General features: G+C 52.5%; 20 protein-coding genes. 13 read left to right on the plus strand and 7 right to left on the minus strand.

All coding sequences use genetic code 11. The annotated features are described in order from the left end of the window. Positions 1 to 132 precede the first annotated feature (132 nt). From ubiG to ACWAU4_RS11500, 10 genes are all read left to right on the plus strand, one after another. Positions 133 to 843 (plus strand): bifunctional 2-polyprenyl-6-hydroxyphenol methylase/3-demethylubiquinol 3-O-methyltransferase UbiG, encoded by a 711-nt coding sequence (ubiG, locus tag ACWAU4_RS11455; protein ID WP_044735812.1) that lies wholly within the window; start codon positions 133 to 135, stop codon positions 841 to 843. A 4-nt stretch (positions 844 to 847) separates the two neighbouring features. Further along, entirely contained in the window at positions 848 to 1,516 is a 669-nt protein-coding gene (locus ACWAU4_RS11460) for an HAD family hydrolase (RefSeq protein WP_045282896.1), read from the plus strand. Between the two features lie 483 nt (positions 1,517 to 1,999). Further along, positions 2,000 to 4,288: a class 1a ribonucleoside-diphosphate reductase subunit alpha gene (gene nrdA, locus ACWAU4_RS11465; protein WP_025010420.1), complete on the plus strand. Its 2,289-nt coding sequence runs from the start codon at positions 2,000 to 2,002 to the stop codon at positions 4,286 to 4,288. 59 nt (positions 4,289 to 4,347) lie between these two features. Beyond that, positions 4,348 to 5,478, plus strand: coding sequence for a class Ia ribonucleoside-diphosphate reductase subunit beta (gene nrdB / locus ACWAU4_RS11470; RefSeq protein ID WP_096141787.1), 1,131 nt, complete (start codon positions 4,348 to 4,350; stop codon positions 5,476 to 5,478). Continuing rightward, entirely contained in the window at positions 5,453 to 5,782 is a 330-nt protein-coding gene (gene yfaE, locus ACWAU4_RS11475; protein WP_037436974.1) for a class I ribonucleotide reductase maintenance protein YfaE, read from the plus strand. Before nrdB ends, yfaE begins: the two co-directional genes overlap by 26 nt. Before the next feature lie 98 nt (positions 5,783 to 5,880). Beyond that, positions 5,881 to 7,119 (plus strand): glycosyltransferase family 4 protein, encoded by a 1,239-nt coding sequence (locus ACWAU4_RS11480; RefSeq protein WP_144167312.1) that lies wholly within the window; start codon positions 5,881 to 5,883, stop codon positions 7,117 to 7,119. A gap of 44 nt (positions 7,120 to 7,163) precedes the next feature. After that, positions 7,164 to 8,021, plus strand: coding sequence for a hypothetical protein (locus tag ACWAU4_RS11485; RefSeq protein ID WP_045282790.1), 858 nt, complete (start codon positions 7,164 to 7,166; stop codon positions 8,019 to 8,021). A gap of 1 nt (position 8,022) precedes the next feature. After that, positions 8,023 to 8,442: a hypothetical protein gene (locus ACWAU4_RS11490; protein WP_025010425.1), complete on the plus strand. Its 420-nt coding sequence runs from the start codon at positions 8,023 to 8,025 to the stop codon at positions 8,440 to 8,442. Further along, positions 8,432 to 9,652: a glycosyltransferase family 4 protein gene (locus tag ACWAU4_RS11495; RefSeq protein ID WP_208194229.1), complete on the plus strand. Its 1,221-nt coding sequence runs from the start codon at positions 8,432 to 8,434 to the stop codon at positions 9,650 to 9,652. Before ACWAU4_RS11490 ends, ACWAU4_RS11495 begins: the two co-directional genes overlap by 11 nt. Next, positions 9,652 to 10,617, plus strand: a complete 966-nt coding sequence (locus tag ACWAU4_RS11500; protein WP_144131027.1) for a hypothetical protein — start codon at positions 9,652 to 9,654, stop codon at positions 10,615 to 10,617. Before ACWAU4_RS11495 ends, ACWAU4_RS11500 begins: the two co-directional genes overlap by 1 nt. 35 nt (positions 10,618 to 10,652) lie before the next feature. Here ACWAU4_RS11500 and ACWAU4_RS11505 read toward each other — a convergent pair whose 3' ends face one another. Further along, positions 10,653 to 11,144: a YciI family protein gene (locus tag ACWAU4_RS11505; protein ID WP_243890883.1), complete on the minus strand. Its 492-nt coding sequence runs from the start codon at positions 11,142 to 11,144 to the stop codon at positions 10,653 to 10,655. Between the two features lie 107 nt (positions 11,145 to 11,251). Then, positions 11,252 to 13,273 carry an oxidoreductase gene (locus ACWAU4_RS11510; RefSeq protein WP_219011936.1) on the minus strand — a complete coding sequence of 674 codons (2,022 nt, stop codon included), beginning with the start codon at positions 13,271 to 13,273 and terminating at the stop codon, positions 11,252 to 11,254. 197 nt (positions 13,274 to 13,470) lie between these two features. On the opposite strand from ACWAU4_RS11510, the gene sppA reads away from it, so the two are divergent. Together sppA and ansA are read left to right on the plus strand one after the other, a co-directional pair. Next, a complete protein-coding gene (gene sppA, locus ACWAU4_RS11515) occupies positions 13,471 to 15,324 on the plus strand; it encodes a signal peptide peptidase SppA (protein ID WP_025010429.1) in 1,854 nt (617 codons plus the stop codon). 107 nt (positions 15,325 to 15,431) lie between these two features. Further along, the gene (ansA, locus tag ACWAU4_RS11520) at positions 15,432 to 16,448 is read left to right on the plus strand and encodes an asparaginase (protein ID WP_044734515.1); all 1,017 of its coding nucleotides are present in this window, start codon (positions 15,432 to 15,434) and stop codon (positions 16,446 to 16,448) included. Between the two features lie 66 nt (positions 16,449 to 16,514). Here the strand turns inward: ansA and ACWAU4_RS11525 are convergent, their stop codons facing one another. The 5 genes from ACWAU4_RS11525 to ACWAU4_RS11545 form a co-directional block, all read right to left on the minus strand. Next, complete coding sequence (locus tag ACWAU4_RS11525) at positions 16,515 to 16,796, minus strand: YeaC family protein (protein ID WP_025887363.1); 282 nt, start codon at positions 16,794 to 16,796, stop codon at positions 16,515 to 16,517. Beyond that, entirely contained in the window at positions 16,793 to 17,110 is a 318-nt protein-coding gene (locus ACWAU4_RS11530) for a hypothetical protein (RefSeq protein WP_025887361.1), read from the minus strand. The genes ACWAU4_RS11525 and ACWAU4_RS11530 overlap by 4 nt, the downstream gene beginning before the upstream one ends. A 9-nt stretch (positions 17,111 to 17,119) precedes the next feature. Next, the gene (locus ACWAU4_RS11535) at positions 17,120 to 18,247 is read right to left on the minus strand and encodes a M14 family metallopeptidase (protein ID WP_093982809.1); all 1,128 of its coding nucleotides are present in this window, start codon (positions 18,245 to 18,247) and stop codon (positions 17,120 to 17,122) included. Positions 18,248 to 18,395: 148 nt separating this feature from the next. Continuing rightward, positions 18,396 to 19,076: a response regulator transcription factor gene (locus ACWAU4_RS11540; protein ID WP_025010433.1), complete on the minus strand. Its 681-nt coding sequence runs from the start codon at positions 19,074 to 19,076 to the stop codon at positions 18,396 to 18,398. A 233-nt stretch (positions 19,077 to 19,309) separates the two neighbouring features. Continuing rightward, positions 19,310 to 21,097, minus strand: coding sequence for a DUF885 domain-containing protein (locus tag ACWAU4_RS11545; protein ID WP_208242345.1), 1,788 nt, complete (start codon positions 21,095 to 21,097; stop codon positions 19,310 to 19,312). A 436-nt stretch (positions 21,098 to 21,533) separates the two neighbouring features. On the opposite strand from ACWAU4_RS11545, the gene ACWAU4_RS11550 reads away from it, so the two are divergent. After that, a complete protein-coding gene (locus ACWAU4_RS11550; RefSeq protein WP_167667751.1) occupies positions 21,534 to 22,274 on the plus strand; it encodes a hypothetical protein in 741 nt (246 codons plus the stop codon). The last annotated feature ends 121 nt before the right edge of the window (positions 22,275 to 22,395 follow it).

Genomic DNA, 22,395 nt, shown 5'->3' on the forward strand with positions numbered 1-22,395 from the left:
TGCCGATATTTTGTGCAGCTTTTGGCCTTTAGTGCCATCGATCACATTGAGGCGCCAATTTATGCTGCCCTTCCCTATGGCTTATATGGTTATAATGGGCACATCTTTATTATTGCTGTTTCAGGTCTGAATATGTCTTCTCAACCCAATGTCGACCCTCAGGAAATTGCCAAGTTTGAAAGTATGGCCGCCAGTTGGTGGGATCCTGCCGGTGAATTCAAGCCACTGCATGAACTCAACCCCCTGCGCCTTAATTATATAGACGCTCAATCCGGCGGTATCTTTGACAAGCAGGTACTGGATGTCGGCTGCGGCGGTGGCATTCTGTCCGAGAGCATGGCCCGCATTGGCGCCAAGGTCACCGGGTTGGATATGGGTTTTGAGCCGTTGGAAGTCGCCAGGCTGCATGCACTGGAAGCCGGCGTCAGCATAGACTACCTGCAGGAAACCGCCGAAGTGCATGCCCAGAATCATCAGGGGCATTACGACACTGTTACCTGTATGGAGATGCTCGAGCATGTACCGGATCCGCAATCTGTGATCCAGGCTTGTTGCGATATGGTCAAGCCCGGAGGTTGGGTGTTCTTCTCCACCATTAACCGCAACATCATGTCCTGGGTGCAAACCATACTCGGTGCCGAGTATGTGCTGAAAATGCTGCCGGCAGGTACCCATGACCACAGTAAGTTTATCCGCCCATCCGAATTAATTGCCATGGCAGAAAACACCGAACTATTGTGCCGTGACGCGCTGGGCATCAAATACAACCCCTTGAGTGGCGTATTCAGTTACACCAAGAGCGTTGAAGTCAACTATATGATTGCCTGCCAACGCCAGGACTGATGCCATGACGCCTAAGCTGCCGTTTCAAGGGATTCTGTTCGACTTGGACGGGACTCTGGTGGATACCGCCGAGGACCTGACCGAAGCACTGGCCTTGGCCCTTGCATCCCATGGGGTATCGATAGAGGATAAGCGCAAACTTCTTCGCACTCTGGCCTCTCACGGCTCACTTGCCATGGTGCAAGCCGCCGTGCCCCAAGCCTCAGCCGAGGAACAGGAGCATCTCCGGCAAGCGATGCTCAGGGAATATGATGCGGTTAACGGCCAAAAAGCCTGTTTGTTTGAAGGCATAGAAGCCTTGCTGGACAGTGCCCTATCAAGAGCCTTACCGCTGGGGATTGTCACCAATAAACCGGCGCGTTTTACCCGGCCCTTGTTAGAGCGCATGGGGCTGCTTAAGCGCTTTGATGCTGTGGTCAGTGCCGATACAACCCTCTATCGTAAGCCCCACCCAGCCCCTATGTTGCTGGCTGCTCAGCAGCTTAACTGCGCGACCGAACGTATTCTCTATCTTGGCGATGCCGAGCGCGACATCGCAGCGGCGCAGGCGGTCAATATGCCCTCTGCCATCGCCATGTGGGGATATCTGGCGGCCGAGGATAAACCGGCGGAATGGGGTGCCGATTGGCAGTTAAATCATCCACAGGCAGTGATGTCGCTGCCATTGTGGTAACAAGGTAAGACAAGCACTAAATTGGCACTGTTTTCCTGAGTAGACAAGACCTTAAAGAAAGTCGCAGTCCGGATGCTGCTTTAACCGACCGGATCTGCGCGGGATCGCGGATCGCTGCTTATTTTAGCAGTCGATCACCTTGAGTGAGATCGCTTGAATTTTGACCATGACGACTGTGCGCCAGCAATGATGCCGCTTTGCGGAATCGGCCAGTCAATATCCTCAAGATATCCACAAGATATACCCAAAACTCAGGCTTGCAAAAAGTGCCATACCTCACTATCTTGTTATCCAAGATATAGAAAAACACCATATCTTGTGTATCGGTAGCAATCAGACATACTAGTCTTGCACTGGAAACTCCCGGTTAACAGAGCCCTCTCGGGCCGCCGTCGTTAACTGTTCGGTTGATTGTTTTACAAGGGAAGGTTTAATGACGCCGTCGCGTCATTTCACAGATATTACAACCAAGGCCTATCTTCAATGAATAGCACTATGACAGTTACCAAACGCAGTGGCGCACGCGAGACGATAGATCTCGATAAGATCCACCGTGTTATCACCTGGGCAGCCAAAGGATTAAACAACGTCTCGGTTTCCGAGGTGGAGTTGCGTTCTCACCTGCAGTTTTTCGATGGCATCCCCACCGAGGCCATCCATGAAACCATTATCAAGGCTGCCGCCGACCTGATCTCTCCCGACTCTCCGGACTATCAGTTCCTGGCCGCTCGCCTTGCTGTTTTTCATTTGCGTAAGAAGGCCTTTGGTCAGTTTGAGCCGCCAAAACTGTACGATCATGTCAGCAAGTTGGTCGCCATGGGCAAGTACGACAAGCATGTGCTGGAAGACTACAGCCGTGAAGAGTTGGATGTGCTCGACAGCTATATCGACCATTGGCGCGATATGAACTTCTCCTATGCCGCCGTCAAACAGCTGGAAGGCAAGTATCTGGTGCAAAACCGTGTGACTCATGAAGTCTACGAAAGTGCCCAGTTCCTCTATATTCTGGTGGCCGCTTGCCTGTTTGCCCGTTATCCGAAGGAAACCCGGCTGCAGTATGTCAAAGACTTCTATGATGCGGTCTCTACCTTCAAGATCTCTTTGCCGACCCCTATCATGTCCGGTGTGCGTACGCCGACCCGTCAGTTCAGCTCTTGCGTGTTGATCGAGTGTGACGACAGCCTGGATTCCATTAATGCCACGGCCTCTTCCATCGTCAAGTATGTCAGTCAGAGAGCCGGTATCGGTGTGAATGCCGGCCGCATTCGCGCTCTGGGAAGCCCTATTCGTGGTGGTGAAGCCTTCCACACAGGTTGTTTGCCTTTCTACAAGTATTTCCAGACTGCGGTGAAATCCTGCTCCCAGGGCGGCGTTCGCGGCGGCGCTGCAACTCTGTTCTACCCTATCTGGCACCTGGAAGTTGAATCGCTGCTGGTACTGAAAAATAACCGTGGTGTTGAAGACAACCGTATCCGTCACCTGGACTACGGCGTACAGATCAACAAGCTGATGTATCAGCGGATGATCAAAGGTGAGAACATCACTCTGTTCAGCCCATCGGACGTTCCCGGCTTGTATGACGCCTTCTTTGCCGATCAGGACGAGTTTGAGCGCCTGTATGTGAAATATGAGCAGGACCAGAGCATTCGCAAGAAGACCCTAAAAGCGGTCGAGCTCTTCTCGCTGATGATGCAGGAGCGCGCCTCCACCGGCCGTATCTATGTGCAGAACGTGGATCACTGTAACACCCACAGTCCGTTCAACGCCGAAGTAGCCCCTGTGCGTCAGTCTAACCTGTGTCTTGAGATTGCCCTGCCAACCAAGCCACTGAACAATATTGACGACCCAAATGGTGAAATCGCCCTTTGTACTCTGTCAGCGCTGAACCTGGGTGCGATAAAAGACTTGGGCGAACTGGAAGGCCTTGCCGATTTGGCTGTGCGCGCCCTGGATAACCTGCTGGACTACCAGGACTACCCTATTCCTTCTGCCAAGACGGCATCGATGAACCGCCGCACTCTGGGTATCGGGGTCATCAACTTCGCCAACTATCTTGCCAAGAACGGGGTGAAATACTCTGACGGCAGCGCCAACGGCCTGACCCACAGAACATTTGAAGCCATACAGTACTACCTGCTCAAGGCCTCGATGAATCTGGCCAAAGAGCTGGGTGCCTGCCCGCTGTTCCATGAGACCACTTATTCTCAGGGGATCATGCCGGTAGATACCTACAAGCGGGATCTGGACAAGATTTGTGATGAGCCGCTGCACCTGGATTGGGATGCTCTGCGTCACGATATCAAGCAGCATGGCCTGCGTAACTCGACTCTGTCGGCACTGATGCCATCCGAGACCTCTTCGCAGATCTCCAACGCCACCAATGGTATTGAGCCTCCACGCGGCCTTATCAGCGTCAAGGCCAGTAAAGATGGCCAGCTCAAGCAAGTGGTGCCCGATTACGAAGAACTCAAGGACAAGTACGAACTGCTGTGGCAGATGCCCGGCAACGACGGTTACCTGCAGTTGGTGGGTATTATGCAGAAGTTTGTCGATCAGGCGATTTCGGCCAATACCAACTATGACCCATCCAAGTTTGAAAGTAACAAGGTTCCGATGAAGCTGCTGCTCAAGGATCTGTTGACCGCCTACAAACTCGGGGTCAAGACCCTTTACTACCATAACACCCGTGATGGTGCTTCCGACAAATTCGATGACATTACCAGCATCGAGAAGGAAGACGACGGTTGTGCCGGCGGCGCCTGCAAGATTTAAGCAGGATTAAGTAACAAGTTCGGGGCCCAGGTGGCCCCGTTGTTTGGAAAGAGTAGATCATGGCTTATTCAATTTTTTGTCAAACCCCCAACGATGCCACCCGCGAACCTATGTTTCTCGGTCAGGCGGTTAACGTGGCCCGTTACGATCAACAGAAGTACGAAGTATTCGAGAAACTGATCGAAAAGCAGTTGTCTTTCTTCTGGCGCCCAGAAGAAGTGGATGTCAGCCGCGACAAAATCGATTTCGGCGCCCTGCCGGATCATGAAAAGCATATCTTCCTCTCCAACCTCAAGTACCAAACCCTGTTGGACTCGATTCAGGGCCGCAGCCCCAATGTGGCTTTCCTGCCGCTGGTGTCCCTGCCTGAGCTGGAAACCTGGATTGAAACCTGGTCCTTCTCCGAGACCATTCACAGCCGTTCCTACACTCATATCATCCGCAATATTGTCAACGACCCATCCGTGGTGTTCGATGACATAGTGGTCAATGAGGAGATCCTCAAGCGCGCCGGCGATATTGCCGAGTATTATGACCGCCTTATCGAACTGACCCAGCTGTATCACCTGCATGGTGAAGGCAAGTTTGACGTCAACGGTCACACGCTTGAAGTCACTACCCGCACCATCAAAAAAGCCCTCTATCTGTGCATGATGTCGGTCAATGCGCTTGAAGCGATACGTTTTTACGTCAGCTTCGCCTGCTCCTTTGCCTTTGCCGAGCGCAAATTGATGGAAGGCAACGCCAAGATCATTCGCCTGATCGCCCGCGATGAAGCTTTGCATCTGAACTCGACCCAACACATTATCAACCTGATGCAGGGTGGCAAAGATGACCCTGAGATGGGTGAAATCGCCAAAGAGTGCCAGCAGGAAGCTTACGATCTGTTCCTGCGCGCCGCCGAGCAGGAAAAGGCTTGGGCCAAGTACCTGTTCAAGGATGGTTCCATGATAGGCCTGAACGAAACCATTCTATGCCAGTATGTGGAGTTCATTACCAATCAGAGAATGAAAGCGGTTAACCTGGGCGCACCATACAGTGAGCAGAGCGATCCCCTGCCCTGGATGAAAAACTGGCTGGAGAGCGATGCCGTACAGGTCGCGCCTCAGGAAGTGGAAGTATCATCCTACCTGGTCGGCCAGATAGACTCGGCTGTCGACGACGATGAGTTCTCCGACTTTGACCTTTAACAAAGCCCCTATCGTGCTGCTGCGCGGAGAGCCCCTGCTGCTGTATACCACAGAGCACAGGACTCTCCTGGCAGCGCTCGAAGCCCGTAAGGTGAGCATTTTTTCCGAGTGCCGCAGCGGGTTTTGCGGCGCCTGCAAGACCCGGGTGCGCAGTGGCGCGGTCACTTACCTGACCACGCCATTGGCCGAGTTACAGGCGGATGAATGTCTGCCCTGCTGCTGTGTGCCCACGGAAGATCTGGACTTGGATCTCTCCAGCGAAGGCGCCGACATGCCGCTGCTGCGGGTTAAACACTTGGCCTGACACAAGCGCAAAAAACGCCGTCAGTGGCAGATCTCCTACAGTTAAACAAGCGTTTTTTCGTTGTAAATCCTGCCTGACTCCGGTACTCTGCCGGACTTATGAAATCAGACTCAAGTTATTCATTCAAAAGTCTTTATTGCGCTTTTGATCGTTACCCTCTGCCCAAAGGCGCTTCGACCCATATACGTTATATGGCGTCAACCCTGTTTGCCTTCCAGTCCCCTGGTATGCTCTATCTACAAGGTGATCCCCAGATGCCTTCCTGGCAGCAGGAAACCCTGTCACTCGGCAGCAATCCCTACGAGGTAAGCAGTGCGGTCAGTATCGTCAGGCACCAGCTAAACCCAAGCTCGGGCAATAACGTGCTTGCCAAGGCGCTGGACTATGCCAATCAGCTTGGGGCGCTGCTCAGGCAAAATCGCGATACCCTGACATTGGCGCAGTTTCGCGATCCCTGGGCGGGGGTGCCTTTGCTGGATCATCGCAAGGACAATCCAGCGCTCAAGCTTGTCTATGAGGTCAATGCCCTGCCCAGCATAGAGCTGCCTATTCACCTGTCGCTGCCGCGAAAAACCCTGGCCAAAATCAGCGCCTGGGAGCAACGTTGCCTGGATGGTGCCGATCTGATTGTGACCCCATCAAAACTCACGGCTGCCGGCCTTGAAAAACGCACTTCTACTCCAGTAGTCTATCTGCCAAACGGCGCCGAGTTGCCGCCTGCCGAGCCATTGAGGCAAGCAGAGGATGGTCTACCCAGGCTCATCTATTTTGGTGCTGCCCAGCGCTGGCAGGGGCTTAGAGATCTGCTCAAAGCTTTTGCCTTGGTGCGTCAGCAGTTGGAGGTCCGGCTGGATCTCTGCCTGTCACTCGAAAATCGCCAGGCCCGGCAGGTAAAGGCCTGGCTCAAGTCCATGGAACTGGAAGATTGTGTTTCGCTGCATTTCGGGCTGGACCAAGCCAGTCTCAGGCAAAAAATTCAGGCCGCGAGCGCATCTTTGGCTCCGCTCACGCCCTGCAGGCGCAACATGCTTCAGGGATGTTGCCCTTTGAAAGTGCTCGAATCCATGGCTTGCGGCACCGCAGTTATCGCCTCGGATCTGCCGGTTATTCGTGAGCTGGTAACCCATGAAGAGCATGGGCTCTTGGTTCCTCCCTCCAGGCCCTCCGAGCTCGCCAGAGCCTGTATTGAGCTGCTCAGTCAACCGGCCAAGGCCAAAGATTTGGGACTCAAGGGCCAACAAAGGGTGACAGAGCAGTTCCAATGGCAACAGATCTGCGCTCAGCTCAGCGACTTGTATATACAGCTGAGTCAAAGCCCAATGCAAGCTAGCGCTTAATAGCTACTCGTTTAATAGCACCTGTTTAATGTCAAGGAAACGATATGGAAACAGCCATAAACCCTTTTAACGCCCCGCTTCACTACTGGCGAATGCGCAAAGTGTTCAAGCAGTTAACCCCGGCGGAGCAGGAATTTATCCGCACCAAGAAGTTGGATGCAACCCATTCGACCCAGCACTGGTTACTGTTTCTCAAGCGTCTGACCCGATTGGATCGTATGGGCAGCCCATTGAGACGCCAGTTTCGCCGCAGCCGCAATTGGTTGATAGGTTTCACTATTGTCAGCATATTCCTGCCCGTGCCTCACCTGGTGGTGTATACCCTGGTGGGTTTGACTCTGGCCTCGATATTACTGCTTCACAGCTGCAACCGTATGGACGTCAACGACAATGTGCGCACTGGTCTTATCAAGTTAATGCAGGTATTGGCGATGGAGACCAACAGCGTGCAGCTGAAACTGGATCTCGACTCCATACATAAACGTAAGCCGGCCCGAACCGAAAAGCCCGAGAAGAGCACCCAACTGGCCTACTTTGAAGTGCCACTGTTGCAATTCAGGGCCAAACTCAAAGACGGCAATGAGCTGCAACTGCGGGTGGATGATGTTATCTGTCGTCGTAAACGCACCCGTCGAAACGCCCGAGGCAAGGTCAAAACCAAGATCAAGTACAAGGGACGGCGCAGCATTCGCAGCTGCCTGACCTTGAATCCTGATCACTACCATCTGCGTAAAACCAAACTGGCACCAACGAGCAAGGCACAGACTCAAAACGGTATCACCAAGGTGAAATCCAACTCCACCTTTAAATTTATCGGTGAGTCACGTTTGATGGATGCCGAGAATATTCTCAGAACCATCGCCAAGTCCTATCAACAGACCAGTATTCGAGCCAGGGGATAATATGAGTCAGTGTCAGCTAAAAATCGGTTTTTTCACCCTCAGCCCTTGCGGCCAACCTGCCGTTGGCAGTTGCAGTGAGTGCCAAGCCAGTGTCTGCGAACATCACCTGGATCCCAAAACCGGTCTGTGTTTTCAGTGCGCCGCCAAACCCTTGAAGGTCGGCAAGGAAGTCTATGAAGATCCGCGCTCAGGCACCAAGTATGAGCAATTGAGCCTACAAGGCGTTAAACCTGAGGATCCGCTTGCCGGTTTCGCCCTCAAACAACTGTATCTCGGCAGTGCCTGGTACCAACTGCACACCAAACACGGCAGTTACAATAAAGAGTTTGATGCCGAGGACTTTGCCGCTTTTGAGCTCCCTGTCGATGAAGATGATGAGCAGTTGCCGGATTACGAGTATCGGGATATCTATGACAGCTAACCCCAGGCTACTGTGGCTGACTCAACACTACCCGCCGGCCAAAGGCGGCATGGCATTGTCCTGCGATAGACTGGTGCGCCATTTGCGGCGGCTTGGGGTACATATCACCCTTTATCATTTACGCTCCGGCGGCTTGGAAAAGGAGACCGGCTATTTTGCCGAGCAGGGTTGCGATCACAGCTTCCCCATGGGTACAAACCCGGCGCACTCGCTCAATCTTCTATGGCACAAGCTGGAGGGTGAATATGATGCTGTCGTTGCCTATGGCTATCCCTTCTCCATGCATGCCGGGCGAGTCTTTGCCGCCTGGCTTGGGCTACCGCTTATCACATTGCTGCGCGGCAACGACTTTGACTTGAGTATTCTCGATCATCGTCGCTATCAAGTGCTGCAGGATACGCTGCAAGCCAGCGCGCTGGTATTGACCGTCAGCGCCGACAAGGCAAAACGGGTCAAAGCCCTGTGGCCGCAAGTCAGAGTGCACAACATGAGTAATGGCCTGGATAGTGAACGTTGGCAACCATTGCCGCTGGATAAAGAGCAAGCCAAAGCCTGGCGTTCCAATAACCTGGAAAATCCCAGTCAGCCTGTGATTGGCCTTTTCGGCCATTTGAAAGAGAAAAAAGGTTTGGCCTTTTTTATCGAGACCTTCAAACGCAGCCCCTTGGTACACAGCTGCCATCTGTTGTTGATTGGCGAGTTGGATGAAAGCGCAGCCGAGCTGTTGCAGACTCTGTCCGAGGGCAGTTACACCCTGGAGCCGTTTCTTGACAGGTATCAGCTGGTAAGCCGTTATCTGGTATGCGACCTTATCGCTATTCCCTCTTTCTATGAGGGAACCCCCAATGTACTGCTGGAGGCGGCGGCGCTTAACATCCCTGTGCTCGGCGCCTGCTGCGGCGGTATGGCCGATCTTATCTTTGACAGCCTGAATGAGCACGAAAAGCATGTCTTTGATGGCCGTTTGACTGACAGTAATGCAGCAAATAATCTCCGCGGCCAAACGGACTCAGGTTATCTGTTTCATCCAACTTCGGCGGAATCGCTTTTGGATGCGTTGGTGCGTTGGCAAACCGATACGGCTTCGATTCGCGCCGCCAAGAGCCAGGCCTTGTACCAAACGGTACTGAGTCAATGCAGCGCCGAGGCTGAAGCCGAGCGCTATTTGGCTGCCATCAAGACACAGATCGCTCAAACGGCGAATTACTGATGCTTATCTATTACGCCCCCGGCGGCGGACTCGGGCACTTGAGCCGGGCACTGAAAGTGCTCGGCGTTGTCAAGGCGCAGCAAGCGTTGGTGATCACAAGTCCGCTGCCGTTAGCGGTCGACACGCTGTTACCAAAGGGCATTCAACACATCAGTCTGCCGACCAGGCTTCAGAGCCGAGCCGAACTCAGCGCTTGGCTCAAGCAGTTACTGGCATCGCTCAACAAGCAACAAGCGTGTCGGCTCATGCTGATAGACGCCTTCCCCGGGGGCATTTGGGGCGAGCTTGGGGATATCCCCTTGCCTGGCAAACTTGTCTATATCGCCAGATTGCTCAACTGGAATGTCTATCGCCAGCGCGTTGCCCATATTCCCCGTTTTCAGCAAATCTGGTTTTGTGAATGGCCGACCCCTGAGCAGGAACAGGCACTCTCCAATCAAACGGGCCAACGCTTCTGGCTGCCGTTACTCGGCGAAGACAAGTCCCAAGATGCAACCCCAAAGGGTCTTGAAAAGACTAAACAGACTCTGGTGATCCACTCGGGAAGCCTTGCCGAGCAGGCTATGCTGCTTGAACACGCCGCAAAGGCAGGAGAAGCGATAGATATTATTGCGCCGCCGCACCCAAGCGCCGATGCAGGCTTTAATAACAACCCCCTTGATAGCAAATCCCTTGATAAGAGTGCTCTGAGCGACTTCAACAACTGCAACAACAAAGAGCGCAAACCCGGATTAACCCGGCTGCAGCTGTACCCGGCCTCAGATATTGGCTGGCAGTATCAAAGGGTTATCTGTGGCGGCGGCTTCAACCTGGTGAGCGAATATATCCTTCATCCCGGCGCCCTCTTCGTGCCCCTGACCCGAGCGCTGGATTTGCAGCATTTGCGTATCGAACGCGGCTTGGGCGGTTTTTTACCGCCGCCCGGGTTGAGCTCAGTGCCGAACGATATTCTCAAGCGACTTTGAAACGCTCATTTAGTGGTGCCAGGGGAGCTTGTCACTCAAGGCTGTGACTCGGCTATCCGGGCGTGAATACGATTGACCTCCAGCAATGCCGCACTACCGTACCAGGCTTTAAGTTCCATGATAAGGCTACCGGCCTGAACCGCAGGATCGCTGGCCGTCAAGGCTTCAACCTCAGCCAAACTGGCAACGTCAAAGATATAAATCCCCCGCCACTCGCCGCCATCAATAAAGGGCCCGGCTAACACGAGTTTGCCCTCTTGCGCCAAACGCTGAATATGGCTCATGTGCGCTCTTTGAAGCTCGGCGCGCTGTTCTTTGCTGCCACTTCGATTGGGACCCGCCTTTAAAAACGCCATCACATAAGGTTTCATACCATATTGATCGGCACCGAGTGCATGGGCCAGCGCCTTATCATAGGCAGGCGTTTCAACGGAAACCGGATTATCTGCACCAGCGGCGGTTGCCACTAAACTCAAGCCGGTCAACAGCGCCAGCGCGCAGCTACTCGCCATGGTAGTTTTCATCATTGATATCTCCCCAATCCGATGCTGTTGTATGTCCACTTTTCGACAATAAGGTTATAAGTAAAGCAAAAAAATCCCCGCCGTGGCGGGGAGTTAAACCCGGTTAGAGACTAGATCCTCATCGCCAATTCTGCACCCTGACGAATGGCGCGTTTGGCATCCAACTCGGCAGCGACATCAACGCCGCCAATGAGGTGCATTGGCAAGCCGCACTCTTCCAGTTCCGGCAACAGCACACGGTTGGATTCCTGACCTGCGCAGATCACCACAGTATCCACAGGCAGCAGCTGCGGCTTGTCATCAATCAGTATGTGCAATCCCTGGTCATCAAAGCGCTCATAGCTGACCCCACTGAGCTCTGTCACCTTGTGCTGCTTAAGCACCATGCGATGGATCCAGCCCGTGGTCTTACCTAAGCCTTTACCCAGCTTGCTCTTCTTGCGTTGCAACAAATACAGCTCTCTGGCCGGAGCATACGCCTGTGCTTGTTTGGCCAGTCCGCCGCGCTCGGCGTAACTTGTGTCTATGCCCCACTGACGATACCAACGTTCCGGCTCCAGCGTACTGGACTCCTGCTCGCCGAGGAAATGCGCCAAGTCAAAACCTATGCCGCCGGCGCCGATAAGTGCCACCCGCTGGCCGACTTCCACCTCGCCCCGCAGCACCTGTTGATAGCTGACCACCTTGGGAGAATCAAACCCGGGCAAGTTGAGCTCTCTTGGCAAGACACCACTGGCAACCACCAACTCATCAAAAGGTTCATCCCTGAGCACCGAGGCGTTGAGCGGCGTATTCAAACGCAAGTCCACCTTAAAATGTGCGAGGCGATTCTTGAAGTAGCGTATGGTTTCGTTGAATTCCTCTTTACCTGGGATCTTGCGCGCCAGGTTAAACTGGCCACCGACTTCATCTCGGGCTTCAAACAAGGTCACCTTGTGCCCCCGCTCAGCGGCGTAGACAGCAAATGCCATCCCAGCCGGGCCCGCGCCCATCACCGCCAGGCGTTTGGGGGACTCAGTTTTGGGGAAATTAATCTCTGTCTCATAGCAGGCTCTTGGATTAACAAGGCAAGTAGCACGCTTGAGCGAGAAGGTATGATCGAGACAAGCCTGATTACAGCCGATGCAGGTATTGATGGCTTCGCTTTGATTGGTCGCGGCTTTGTTGACAAACTCAGGATCGGCCAGGAAGGGCCTGGCCATAGACACCATATCCGCCTGCCCCGAGGCGAGGATCTGCTCGGCTATCTCAGGCGTATTGATCCTGTTGGTAGCCACCAAAGGAACACTGAGTTCTTTTTTCAAACGTTCAGTGACCCAGGCAAAGGCGCCTCTGGGTACGCTGGTGGCTATGGTCGGGATCCTGGCTTCATGCCAACCTATGCCGGTATTGATGATAGTGACACCGGCTTGTTCCAGCGCTTTGCCGAGCTCAATGACCTCCTCGAGGCTTGAGCCCTTGTCGACCAGATCCAACATAGACAGACGAAAGATAATGATGAACTCGGGACCAACCTTGGCGCGGATAGCGCGAACAATTTCCAGTGGCAGGCGAATACGGTTGGCAAAACTGCCGCCGTACTCATCACTGCGCTGATTGACCCGCTCGCAGATGAACTGATTGATGAGATAGCCTTCAGAGCCCATCACCTCTACGCCATCATAACCGGCCCGTTTGGCCAGTTCGGCAGAAGTGGCATAATCCTTTATGGTGCAGCGGATTTGCCGCAACGACATGGCGCTCGGCGTAAATGGGGTAATGGGTGACTTGACCTTGCTCGGTGCCAGCGAAAAAGGATGATAGCCGTAACGGCCGGCATGAAGGATCTGCATACAGATCTTGCCGCCGCCCTCATGTACAGCTCGGGTAACGATTTTGTGTTTGCCCACTTGCCAGGGAAAGCTCAGCTGACAGGCATTGGGTGCCAAACGGCCGCGAAAGTTGGGCGCTATGCCGCCGGTGACAATCAAACCCACACCACCCAGCGCCCGCTCCTTGTAGAAGTGTGCCAGTTTCTCAAAACCGCCCTTTTCTTCTTCCAACCCGGTATGCATGGAACCCATGAGTACCCGGTTTCTCAGCTGGGTAAACCCCAGATCCAAGGGTTCTAATAAATGAGGAAAGCCCGACATTAAAACATCCTTTTTAAACAAGTGATTTAAATCAGCATAACCTGAGCCGCCATCAAGCTCAACATAAAGCATTGGCCGCCGGCGACTCATCGGCTAACGCAGTGAAAGCTCAGGAATAAAATCACTTACAAATGTATTTTCCCGTTGCAGCTATTTTCAGTTAGCATTAACGGAATGCATGGAAAAATGGAGTGGCTATGTCCGCAAAACCCCTGACAACCAAGAATACCCTGATGTTGATCTGGAATGTGATCAACTTCATTCGCAAGCTGGTGTTGAACATAGTGTTCTTCCCGCTATTCTTCATCGCTTTGATAGCCGTGGTCATCGCCATGGTCAGCAGTGATGAAATCCAAGTTGAGGATGGCTCGGCGCTGGTACTGAACCTGGCCGGCGGCATAGTGGATCAAAAGCGCCAGGTTGACCCGTTCGAGGCGATGTTGAGCCAAAGCAAAGGACCCGATGTCAACGGCGAAATCTTATTGAGTGATGTGCTCTATACCATTAACAGTGCCACCAATGACAAGCGGATCAAGGCTCTGGTATTGGATCTGTCCGAGTTGCAATACGGCGGTCTGAGTAAGCTCAGCGCCATAGGCCAGGCACTCAACGAATTCAAAGATAGTGGCAAGCCTGTGGTCGCAATAGGTAACTATTATGATCAGAATCAGTATTTCCTGGCGAGTTTTGCCGATACTGTTTACCTCAACCCTGAGGGCATGGTGGCGGTAGATGGCCTGAGCCGCTACCGCCAATACTATAAGTCGGCACTGGATAAGTTAAAAATCAAGGCGCACATTTTCCGTGTCGGCACTTTCAAGTCAGCGGTTGAGCCTTTTATCCGTGATGACATGTCAGAAGCGGCGAAAGAAGCCAACTCTGTCCTGCTCAACGACATCTGGGGCAGTTACACAGACACTGTGGCCGCCAATCGCGGCATAGACAAATCCAGCCTTGGCCTTAATGCCACAGCTTATTTGGCAGAACTGGAACAAGCCGATGGCGATTCCGGAACCATGGCGGTTAACCTCAAGTGGGTTGATAAACTGGCCAGCGCTGAAGACTTCCGCCTGGCGATGTTGGACCTGGTAGGCAAAAGCAAGGAAGGAGATAGCTTCAAGCAGGTCAGCTACTACGACTATGCCAAGCTGATGGCACCACTGCCGGCGCTGGTACCCACCGAAGGAGTGGGCATCATAGTGGCCAAGGGTAATATTCTCAACGGCAGTCAACCTGCCGGTGATATCGGCGGTGAAAGTACCTCTGCCCTGCTGCGTAAGGCCCGCTTCGATGACACTATCAAGGCCGTAGTGCTCAGGGTCGACAGCCCCGGCGGCAGCGCCTTTGCTTCCGAGCAAATTCGTCAGGAAGTGCTGGCATTGAAGAAAGCCGGTAAGCCTGTGGTAGTCAGCATGAGCAGCATGGCGGCCTCCGGTGGTTACTGGATTTCGGCCAGCGCCGATTATATCTATGCCAACCCCACTACCCTGACCGGATCCATCGGCATTTTCGGCATGATAACCACCTTCGAGGACTCTCTGTCTTCAATCGGTGTCAATACTGATGGAGTGGCCACCTCCGACTGGGCCGGTCTCTCTGTTACCCGGCCACTTTCCGATGGCGTCAAGGCGGTGATACAGCGCCATATCGAACGCGGCTACAAAGACTTTATCTCGCTGGTCGCCAACGAGCGCAATATGACACTCGAACAGGTGGATAAGATTGCCCAGGGCCGCGTCTGGTCCGGCAAGAAAGCTCTGGAGCTGGGTCTGGTGGATGAACTGGGCGATCTCGATAGCGCCATCGCCAAGGCCGCCGAAATGGCCGGACTGGATAAGTTCGATAGCCGAGTGATAGAGCAGGAGCTGACACCTGAGCAACTCTTCATTCAGGAGATGTTCGCCAGTGTCTCCGCTTATCTGCCACACAGCGTCAAGCAGTCCAGCGTGCTGGAAAAACTGCTGACTCAATGGAGCAAGGTACTGGAAGAGTTTGCCGCCTTTGACGACCCTAACGGCGTCTATCTTTACTGCGATAACTGCAGTTACTGATAATCCTGAAAGCCCGGCTCGCCGGGCTTTTTTGTGCCTTATGCTGCCGGGCTTGATTTGCTATAATCCGGCCTCTCTTTTGCCCCAGTGAAAACTAAAGCCAGATTATGAACAAAAAAAAGTCCATCTATGTCGCATACACGGGCGGCACCATAGGGATGCAAAAAACCAGTAACGGCTTTGCCCCGGTCGCCGGCTTCCTGACAGAATGCGTCAACTCCATGCCGGAGTTTTTTCATGAAGAGATGCCGACGTTCGTGATCCAGGAATATTGTCCGCTGATAGACTCTTCCAATATGGCCCCCAGCCACTGGCAGATGATAGCCGACGACATTCAGGCCAACTATGACAAGTATGATGGCTTTGTCATTCTTCACGGCACAGACACCATGGCGTTTACCGCATCGGCACTGTCTTTCATGCTGCAGGATCTCGGTAAGCCGGTTATCGTCACCGGCTCGCAAATTCCGCTGTCACAGCTGCGCTCAGACGGCCAGACCAATCTGCTCAATGCCTTGTATATCGCGGCCAATTATCCGGTTGCCGAGGTTTGCCTGTTCTTCAACAATAAACTATTCCGCGGCAACCGCACTACCAAGGCCCATGCCGACGGCTTCGATGCCTTTGCCTCGCCGAACTTCCCTTTATTGCTGGAAGCCGGGATCAAAATTCGCCTGCGGGCCGGAAAAATTGCGCCGCCCTGCGATAAGCCCTTGAAAGTGGCGCCCATTACTCCTCATCCCATAGGTGTGGTCACTCTGTATCCCGGGATCTCCACCGAGGTATTCAACAACATACTGCAGCAACCGGTAAAAGCCCTGATATTACTGACCTATGGTGTCGGCAATGCACCGCAGGATCCCGCCTTGCTGGAAACCCTCAAACGGGCCAACGACAAGGGCACTGTGCTTATTAATCTGACCCAGTGTCTGCAGGGAAAAGTCAATATGGGCGGTTATGCCACAGGCAACGCCCTGGCCAAGGCAGGCGTTATCAGTGGCGCCGATATGACCACGGAAGCCGCCTTGACCAAGTTGCACTACCTGCTCTCCCAAGGGCTGGGCACAGAAGAGATAAGACGGCAGATGCAGCAAAACCTCTGTGGCGAACTCACGGCAGACTGAATTTAATTGATAGCAAAAAGCCCTGTATATACAGGGCTTTTTTATAAATAGAATCCTAGTAGTTAATTACAGATCAGATTCTTTGAATTCAGCAATACTCTCACCACGAAACTGCTTTTTCAGCTGCGCCTTGGACAGTTCGTTGATCTGCCCACCGGCGCCTATGGTGAAGTGCTCGGTTTGATCCAAACGCCTGGCTTGGTAGAGCATCACCAGTTGCAGCGTGTTTTCCCGCTGCTCCTCGGTCAGCACAGTACCATCTTCCCACTTACCTATCTCGGCGGCGCTGCGCAGTCTTTCATAGACTTCAACCGGCATCTCTTCAATCACTTTGTTGATATCTGTCATACACTTTTCCGCTTGTGCAAAATAATACGTACCCGGGTTATCAGGTAACCCACAAAACCGAGCGTAAAGCAGACGGCACCGGCGATAGCTCGATTGCCTTCGGCGACTTCTCCCCCCCAAAACCAGATGACCACCCCGGCGATAAACAGGGTCAAGGCCAAAAAGCTCTGGTTCATCAGTTTGGTCGACTGCTGAATATGGCTGATCCTCGACAGCGACTCGGTGTTGGGTCCCAGTTTGGAACTGCAGTGTGGGCAACTGGGTGCCTTACTGGAGATCCGCTTGTGGCATAAAGGGCATTCAACCAGTGCCATAGCTGCTCCTTACCTGAGTTTGTCCACGACGGCCAGCATGGCGGTCAAAGAGGCTTCACCCAGGTACAGACAACGCTCGGGGGACCAGCCCACCAGCGGATCGGCCAGATTATCATTGTCTTTAAAAGGCATTTCCAGAGTATTTGACAGGCAGTTGAAGGTTTCGCCGACCCAGTTGGAACCTATGGTCAGGTTGGCCTTGCCTGGTTCGTCCTTTTCATAGCCATGTTCGGCCTGGAAATCCGGGCTAACCAGCAAGAGCGCCGAGGCAAATTCCTGTTGCAGCTGAGTCAAACGCTCATCCCAACAAGGAATGCCTTCACAGCCTGCCAAGAACACATAAGGCAGACCTTCATCACCGTGGACATCATAGAAGAGGTCCACGCCGGTTTCTTTCATCTTTTGTACCACATGGTACACCTCGGGGCTCTTCTCAAGGCTTGGCGTTTGCCACTCACGATTTAGGTTAACACCGGCGGCATTGGTACGCAGATGGCCTCTGACGCTGCCGTCCGGATTCATGTTGGGTACAACATAGAAATTAGCCTTATCCAGCAACTGTTTGGAGACAGGGTCATCCGAGTCCAGCAAACGGTACAGCAAACCTTCCACCAGCCATTCGGCCATGGTTTCCCCTGGGTGCTGACGGGCTGTGATCCAGATATTGCGCTTGCTGTTATCGCCGTCCCCCACCTTGACCAGCGTCAGATCGCGACCATCCAAGGTCAGACCCAGGTGCTCCAGGCTCACTTCAGGATGCACCTGTACTGCACTGAGCAGGTCCAGGTGGCGTTCATAACTGTAAGGTGCAAAATAGGCTATCTGAATCGCATCGGCGTCCAATTCCACATTGATACTTAATTTTCCGTCATCATACTTGGTCGGCAGACGGAACCAGTGCTGGCGATCATAGCTGGCAACGGCCTGATAGTTCTCCCAACCTTTGGGATAGGAAGCGCTGCCGGCATTGATGATATTGAGGGTGTAACTGTTTCCTACCTGGCCTTCAAAACGGAAATTGAACCACTGGTAGAACTCTCCGCCCTGATCCGGGCGGATCGCCAGTCTGATGTCGTCCTTGTTATCAAGACTGATGACCTGAATATTGCCACCATCAAAATTCGCGCTGATCCGCATGATGTTTTCCTTCATTGCTTTTATAGGGTGTGGAGCCTGGAAAGGCTCACGCAAGTGGGCTATAGGATAAACCAAATCGGCCGCGCTTGAAAACGCGGCCGAAGCAGGCTCTGGTATTCGAGGGGAAATCAGTAGGGCTTAAAGCACCTTACCAAAGGCTGAAGCTGTATCCCTGGCCGCGCACCGTATTGATAAGGCTTCTTGGCAAACGGGTCTGCTCCAGTTTACGCCGGGTATTGGAGATATGCATATCCAGATTACGGTCAAACCGCCCCAGTTCTTTTTTCAGCACTCGTCGCTGCAGCTCCTGCTTGGTAACCACTTGTCCCTTGCGTTCAAACAGGTACTTAAACAGGCGAAATTCTGTCTGGGTCAAGGATAGCTGCTGATCGGCAATGGCCACAGTGTAATCAGTTTCGTCAAACTGAATATGTTTGTTGAGCGTAAGATCGGCGGTGTCCTGCCCTTTACTGATATTGATCCTTCTTATGAGCGCCTGAATCCGCACCAGCAGTTCTTTGACACTGAATGGCTTACTCAGAAAATCGTCTGCCCCCAGTTCATAACCTTTGATCCTTTCTTCTTCACTGTCGATAGCCGAGATCACTATGACAGGAGTGTTGTCCTTACGGGCAAGCAACATCTCAAAGCCATTGAGTTTGGGCATCATTAAATCGAGCAAGATAACATCCGGAGTAAAAGTGTCGAGTCTCATCAGCGCATCCAAACCATCAGCGGCACAAACAACATCGTGCCCCTCGCCCTCCAGTGCTTCTTTGAGCAAGTCCCTGAACTCCAGGTCATCATCCACTAATAAAATTTTCGTCATTTCCGTCAACACAATTCTCAAATAAGAACCATTACCATTTACGTTAACATAGTTAACCTAACCGAGCTAGCAAAATCCTCCTTTAGTACTGGCTAAAGTGCGCAGGATCACACAGAAGGAATAATGAAAAAGGGACAGATGGTCAAACTGTCCCTATAGGCAATTGGGCAAGCGGCGATCAAGCCCTCTCTTCTGACGTAAGCCATGCAGTACAAGGCTTACGCCGGCCTTTGCTACTTGTCTTGCATCAATTGACTGATGTACTTGACCGGGGCACTGCCATAGCTGAGGAAGCTTTCGTGGAACGTCTTGAGATCAAACGCCTTGCCTTGCTGCTGTTTGAGCTCTTCCCTGAGGTCGTAAATTTCACGATATCCGGCGTAATAGCTGGTCAACTGTACCTGGCTCAGCGTTGCCCGGCGCCATTTACCTTCCGCCTCGGCTTGCTGCTGAAAGGCTTCTTCCGTCATCAATTTGATGGCCTGCTCTTCAGTCATCCCCTTGACCTGAATGCTGTAGTCCAGAATGGTGTTGCAAATCACCCTGAGGTTCCACTTGTAGTACATCAGCCACATTTCCGGCTCAAAGTTGCCATAGCCCTGTTCCAGCATCATACGCTCGGCATAAACGGCCCAACCTTCCACCATGGCACCGTTGCCAAACAGGCTCTTGACCAGGCTCGGTGACTCATTGGAATACACCAGCTGGGTGTAATGGCCGGGGATCGCCTCATGTATGTTCAGTACCTGCAATATCCAGTGGTTATATTCGCGCAAGTAACTTTCGGCCTGCTCGTCGGTCATGCCATCGAGGGGAGTCACGTTGTAATAGGTGTTGCCGCCCTTCTCATAAGGGCCGGGAGCACTGATGGAGGCTCCGGCAAAACCCCGCATATATTCAGGAGTTTCCCTGACCACCAAAGGCTTTTTCGGATCCAGAGTCACCAAGTCGTGTTGATTGACAAACTTCACCAGCTCGGGGATCTGCGCCCTCACCTCGGCCACAAAATCTTCCCGCTTTACATGCCGGGCCGAAAGCTTGTCGATCAACTGCCTGATAGCCTTCTTCTCGTCTTGCGGCTTGGGCTCCTGGAAATACTTGCTCCAGAGCTTATCGGTAATTTTCGCCATTTCGCCCTGAACCCTGGTCTTATCGGCCAGCGCTTTTTCATAGAGGGCCTTGGCGCTCATACCAGCCTGAATATCGAAGGCAAACTTCTCCTCATAGAGCGCTTCACCTATCCGGAAACTACGGCTACCTTCGCGCTTGAGCTGCTGCTCCAGCTGTTTCAGAAATTGGATATGCCCTTCGATAGCAACCACGGCTTTATCCATTCTTTGCTTGAATAACCCCTTTTCATCAGCGCTCAGGCCGGAGGCGTTCACCTTGGCGAGCAGCTCATCGGACAATACAGTAAAGGCACCCTGATTTTGCATGATGGCCAACTCTGTGTGCTCCAGAGTAGGATTATCTATGTTTTGCTGCGCCGCCAGGTAATAGGCTGGCACATTTTCCAATCGGCCCAATGCAGACCGCAACCTTTGATCCAAAGGTGCAAAGTCCTCATTGATGATTTGCGCAAAACCACCGGCCACATTGTAACTGGATGGGTCCCACTGCCAGGACTTGAAGCGCTTGATTTCCCACTCCATGCTGCCGAGGACATTTTCAATCAAACGATAGTCAATCAGGTTAGCCGCTGTCAGCGCCGCAAAATCAAAGCTCGCCATCTTGGCGCGCTGTTGCTGAATAAAGTTCAACGTCGCGGTGCGGCTGTTCGCATCCGGTACCAGGAGTTTGCCATCGTATTGATGAAAGCCGTTATAGAGTGCCCAGGTCGGCGCAACCTGCCATAGCGAATCGATAAAGCTTTGACTGAACGCACTGAACGCTTGGTTCTGATCTTGTTTTACAGCAGCAGAGACTTTGGACGCCATCGCCTCGGGAGAGCCTTGGGTTTGGCATGCAGACAGCCCTGTCAGCGCCAATGACACCGCCAGGCAAAGGGTGAGTTTTTTCATATTATTTTCCTTCCCGGCACCCGTTTGTTGGAAATTTGAATTCTTATCGGTTTTTCGGGTGCATAGTGCGCAAGTAAATCATGGACGCGGCGACTTTTCAGCAATTGTTGCTAAAGAGACATGCTTTGTTACAGTTTGCAGTCCGCTTTAAGCCTCTGGTTGAATACTCCATGTTCGCTTGATAGCCCCCATTGCAAGATGAAATACGGTTTTTGTTGAGAAGGCAGAACGATAACCCCTGCTCAATTATGATTTTTGGAAGGCCGGTTACATGGCATTGCAGAAGGTTCAAATAGGCATGACCACTTGATTTGCATCGAAAAACTCGCTAGCGTGTGCGGCCAAATTACACAGGACGTAATTCAATATGAATCTGAAGTTTAATGCTGTCCATCAACACGTACTGGAACTGTTAAAGCAACAGGGAATACGCTGTTTGGTGGACGATCAATACGACGAACTAAACGAGCATTATTTACAACTTTGGCTGCCCGAGCCGCTGACAGAAATCGAAATCAAGCAACTGAATAAGTTCCAAAAACAACATTATTCCCTTTGGAAAGATAGTGCGCAGCCATGGGAAGATGTTAAGGCGCAAGTGAAGCTCGATTTTTCCGATAGCTGCTACAACGAACTCAAGGCCACTTTGGTCAAAATGACACTGGTAGACAGAATGACCTTTGAGCGAGCCTGGCAAGAACGCTTGGGGGTTGTTTGCAACAATGTCGACCTGGATGTTATCGCCCATCGCTGCACTCAAGTGGCTGATATAGATCCCCTCACCAAGGCAATCGCTGACAGCTTTTCCGATGAATGGCTGAAACTCTGCGCCTCTATGGAACTATTTCAGGTACGGTATTTGGTTTTCAACAGAGCGGTGCGCAAAGATAAATCAGCCCGCAACTCCGAAATGCTACATTTGTGGACCGACACAGAGGGCGAAAACCCTAAACAGGCGCGCAAAGCTGTTGGCCGGGTAACAGGTAATCCTGGTGGTATAGCCAACTACCAAAAGGGTGCCCGCGTCATACGGCAAGGTAACTGTGTAAGAAAGACCAAGCTCTATAATCATGAGTTTGAAGACGCCTACCAACGCCGGGTTCGCGTCAATATCAAAGGCGTAATGGTGCCTATGATGAATCATGCGGACTTATTACAGCTATCGTCATACGATTAAGCAAAGATAGCCGCCTCTGCCAGAGTTTTACTCTGGCAGAGGCGGAAAACGTCACTCTAAGTTGAATGGACCCGAACCCTCTGATATATCCGATATAACAGTACAGCCCCAAGTTTGGCCC

The organism is Shewanella sp. FeAMO (assembly GCF_053653955.1).

Bases quoted from the DNA above. Each gene is read 5' to 3' on its own strand.
- ubiG (WP_044735812.1), top strand. From the start codon at position 133: ATGTCTTCTCAACCCAATGTCGACCCTCAGGAAATTGCCAAGTTTGAA.
- ACWAU4_RS11460 (WP_045282896.1), top strand. From the start codon at position 848: ATGACGCCTAAGCTGCCGTTTCAAGGGATTCTGTTCGACTTGGACGGG.
- nrdA (WP_025010420.1), top strand. From the start codon at position 2,000: ATGAATAGCACTATGACAGTTACCAAACGCAGTGGCGCACGCGAGACG.
- nrdB (WP_096141787.1), top strand. From the start codon at position 4,348: ATGGCTTATTCAATTTTTTGTCAAACCCCCAACGATGCCACCCGCGAA.
- yfaE (WP_037436974.1), top strand. From the start codon at position 5,453: ATGAGTTCTCCGACTTTGACCTTTAACAAAGCCCCTATCGTGCTGCTG.
- ACWAU4_RS11480 (WP_144167312.1), top strand. From the start codon at position 5,881: ATGAAATCAGACTCAAGTTATTCATTCAAAAGTCTTTATTGCGCTTTT.
- ACWAU4_RS11485 (WP_045282790.1), top strand. From the start codon at position 7,164: ATGGAAACAGCCATAAACCCTTTTAACGCCCCGCTTCACTACTGGCGA.
- ACWAU4_RS11490 (WP_025010425.1), top strand. From the start codon at position 8,023: ATGAGTCAGTGTCAGCTAAAAATCGGTTTTTTCACCCTCAGCCCTTGC.
- ACWAU4_RS11495 (WP_208194229.1), top strand. From the start codon at position 8,432: ATGACAGCTAACCCCAGGCTACTGTGGCTGACTCAACACTACCCGCCG.
- ACWAU4_RS11500 (WP_144131027.1), top strand. From the start codon at position 9,652: ATGCTTATCTATTACGCCCCCGGCGGCGGACTCGGGCACTTGAGCCGG.
- ACWAU4_RS11505 (WP_243890883.1), bottom strand. From the start codon at position 11,144: ATGATGAAAACTACCATGGCGAGTAGCTGCGCGCTGGCGCTGTTGACC.
- ACWAU4_RS11510 (WP_219011936.1), bottom strand. From the start codon at position 13,273: ATGTCGGGCTTTCCTCATTTATTAGAACCCTTGGATCTGGGGTTTACC.
- sppA (WP_025010429.1), top strand. From the start codon at position 13,471: ATGTCCGCAAAACCCCTGACAACCAAGAATACCCTGATGTTGATCTGG.
- ansA (WP_044734515.1), top strand. From the start codon at position 15,432: ATGAACAAAAAAAAGTCCATCTATGTCGCATACACGGGCGGCACCATA.
- ACWAU4_RS11525 (WP_025887363.1), bottom strand. From the start codon at position 16,796: ATGACAGATATCAACAAAGTGATTGAAGAGATGCCGGTTGAAGTCTAT.
- ACWAU4_RS11530 (WP_025887361.1), bottom strand. From the start codon at position 17,110: ATGGCACTGGTTGAATGCCCTTTATGCCACAAGCGGATCTCCAGTAAG.
- ACWAU4_RS11535 (WP_093982809.1), bottom strand. From the start codon at position 18,247: ATGCGGATCAGCGCGAATTTTGATGGTGGCAATATTCAGGTCATCAGT.
- ACWAU4_RS11540 (WP_025010433.1), bottom strand. From the start codon at position 19,076: ATGACGAAAATTTTATTAGTGGATGATGACCTGGAGTTCAGGGACTTG.
- ACWAU4_RS11545 (WP_208242345.1), bottom strand. From the start codon at position 21,097: ATGAAAAAACTCACCCTTTGCCTGGCGGTGTCATTGGCGCTGACAGGG.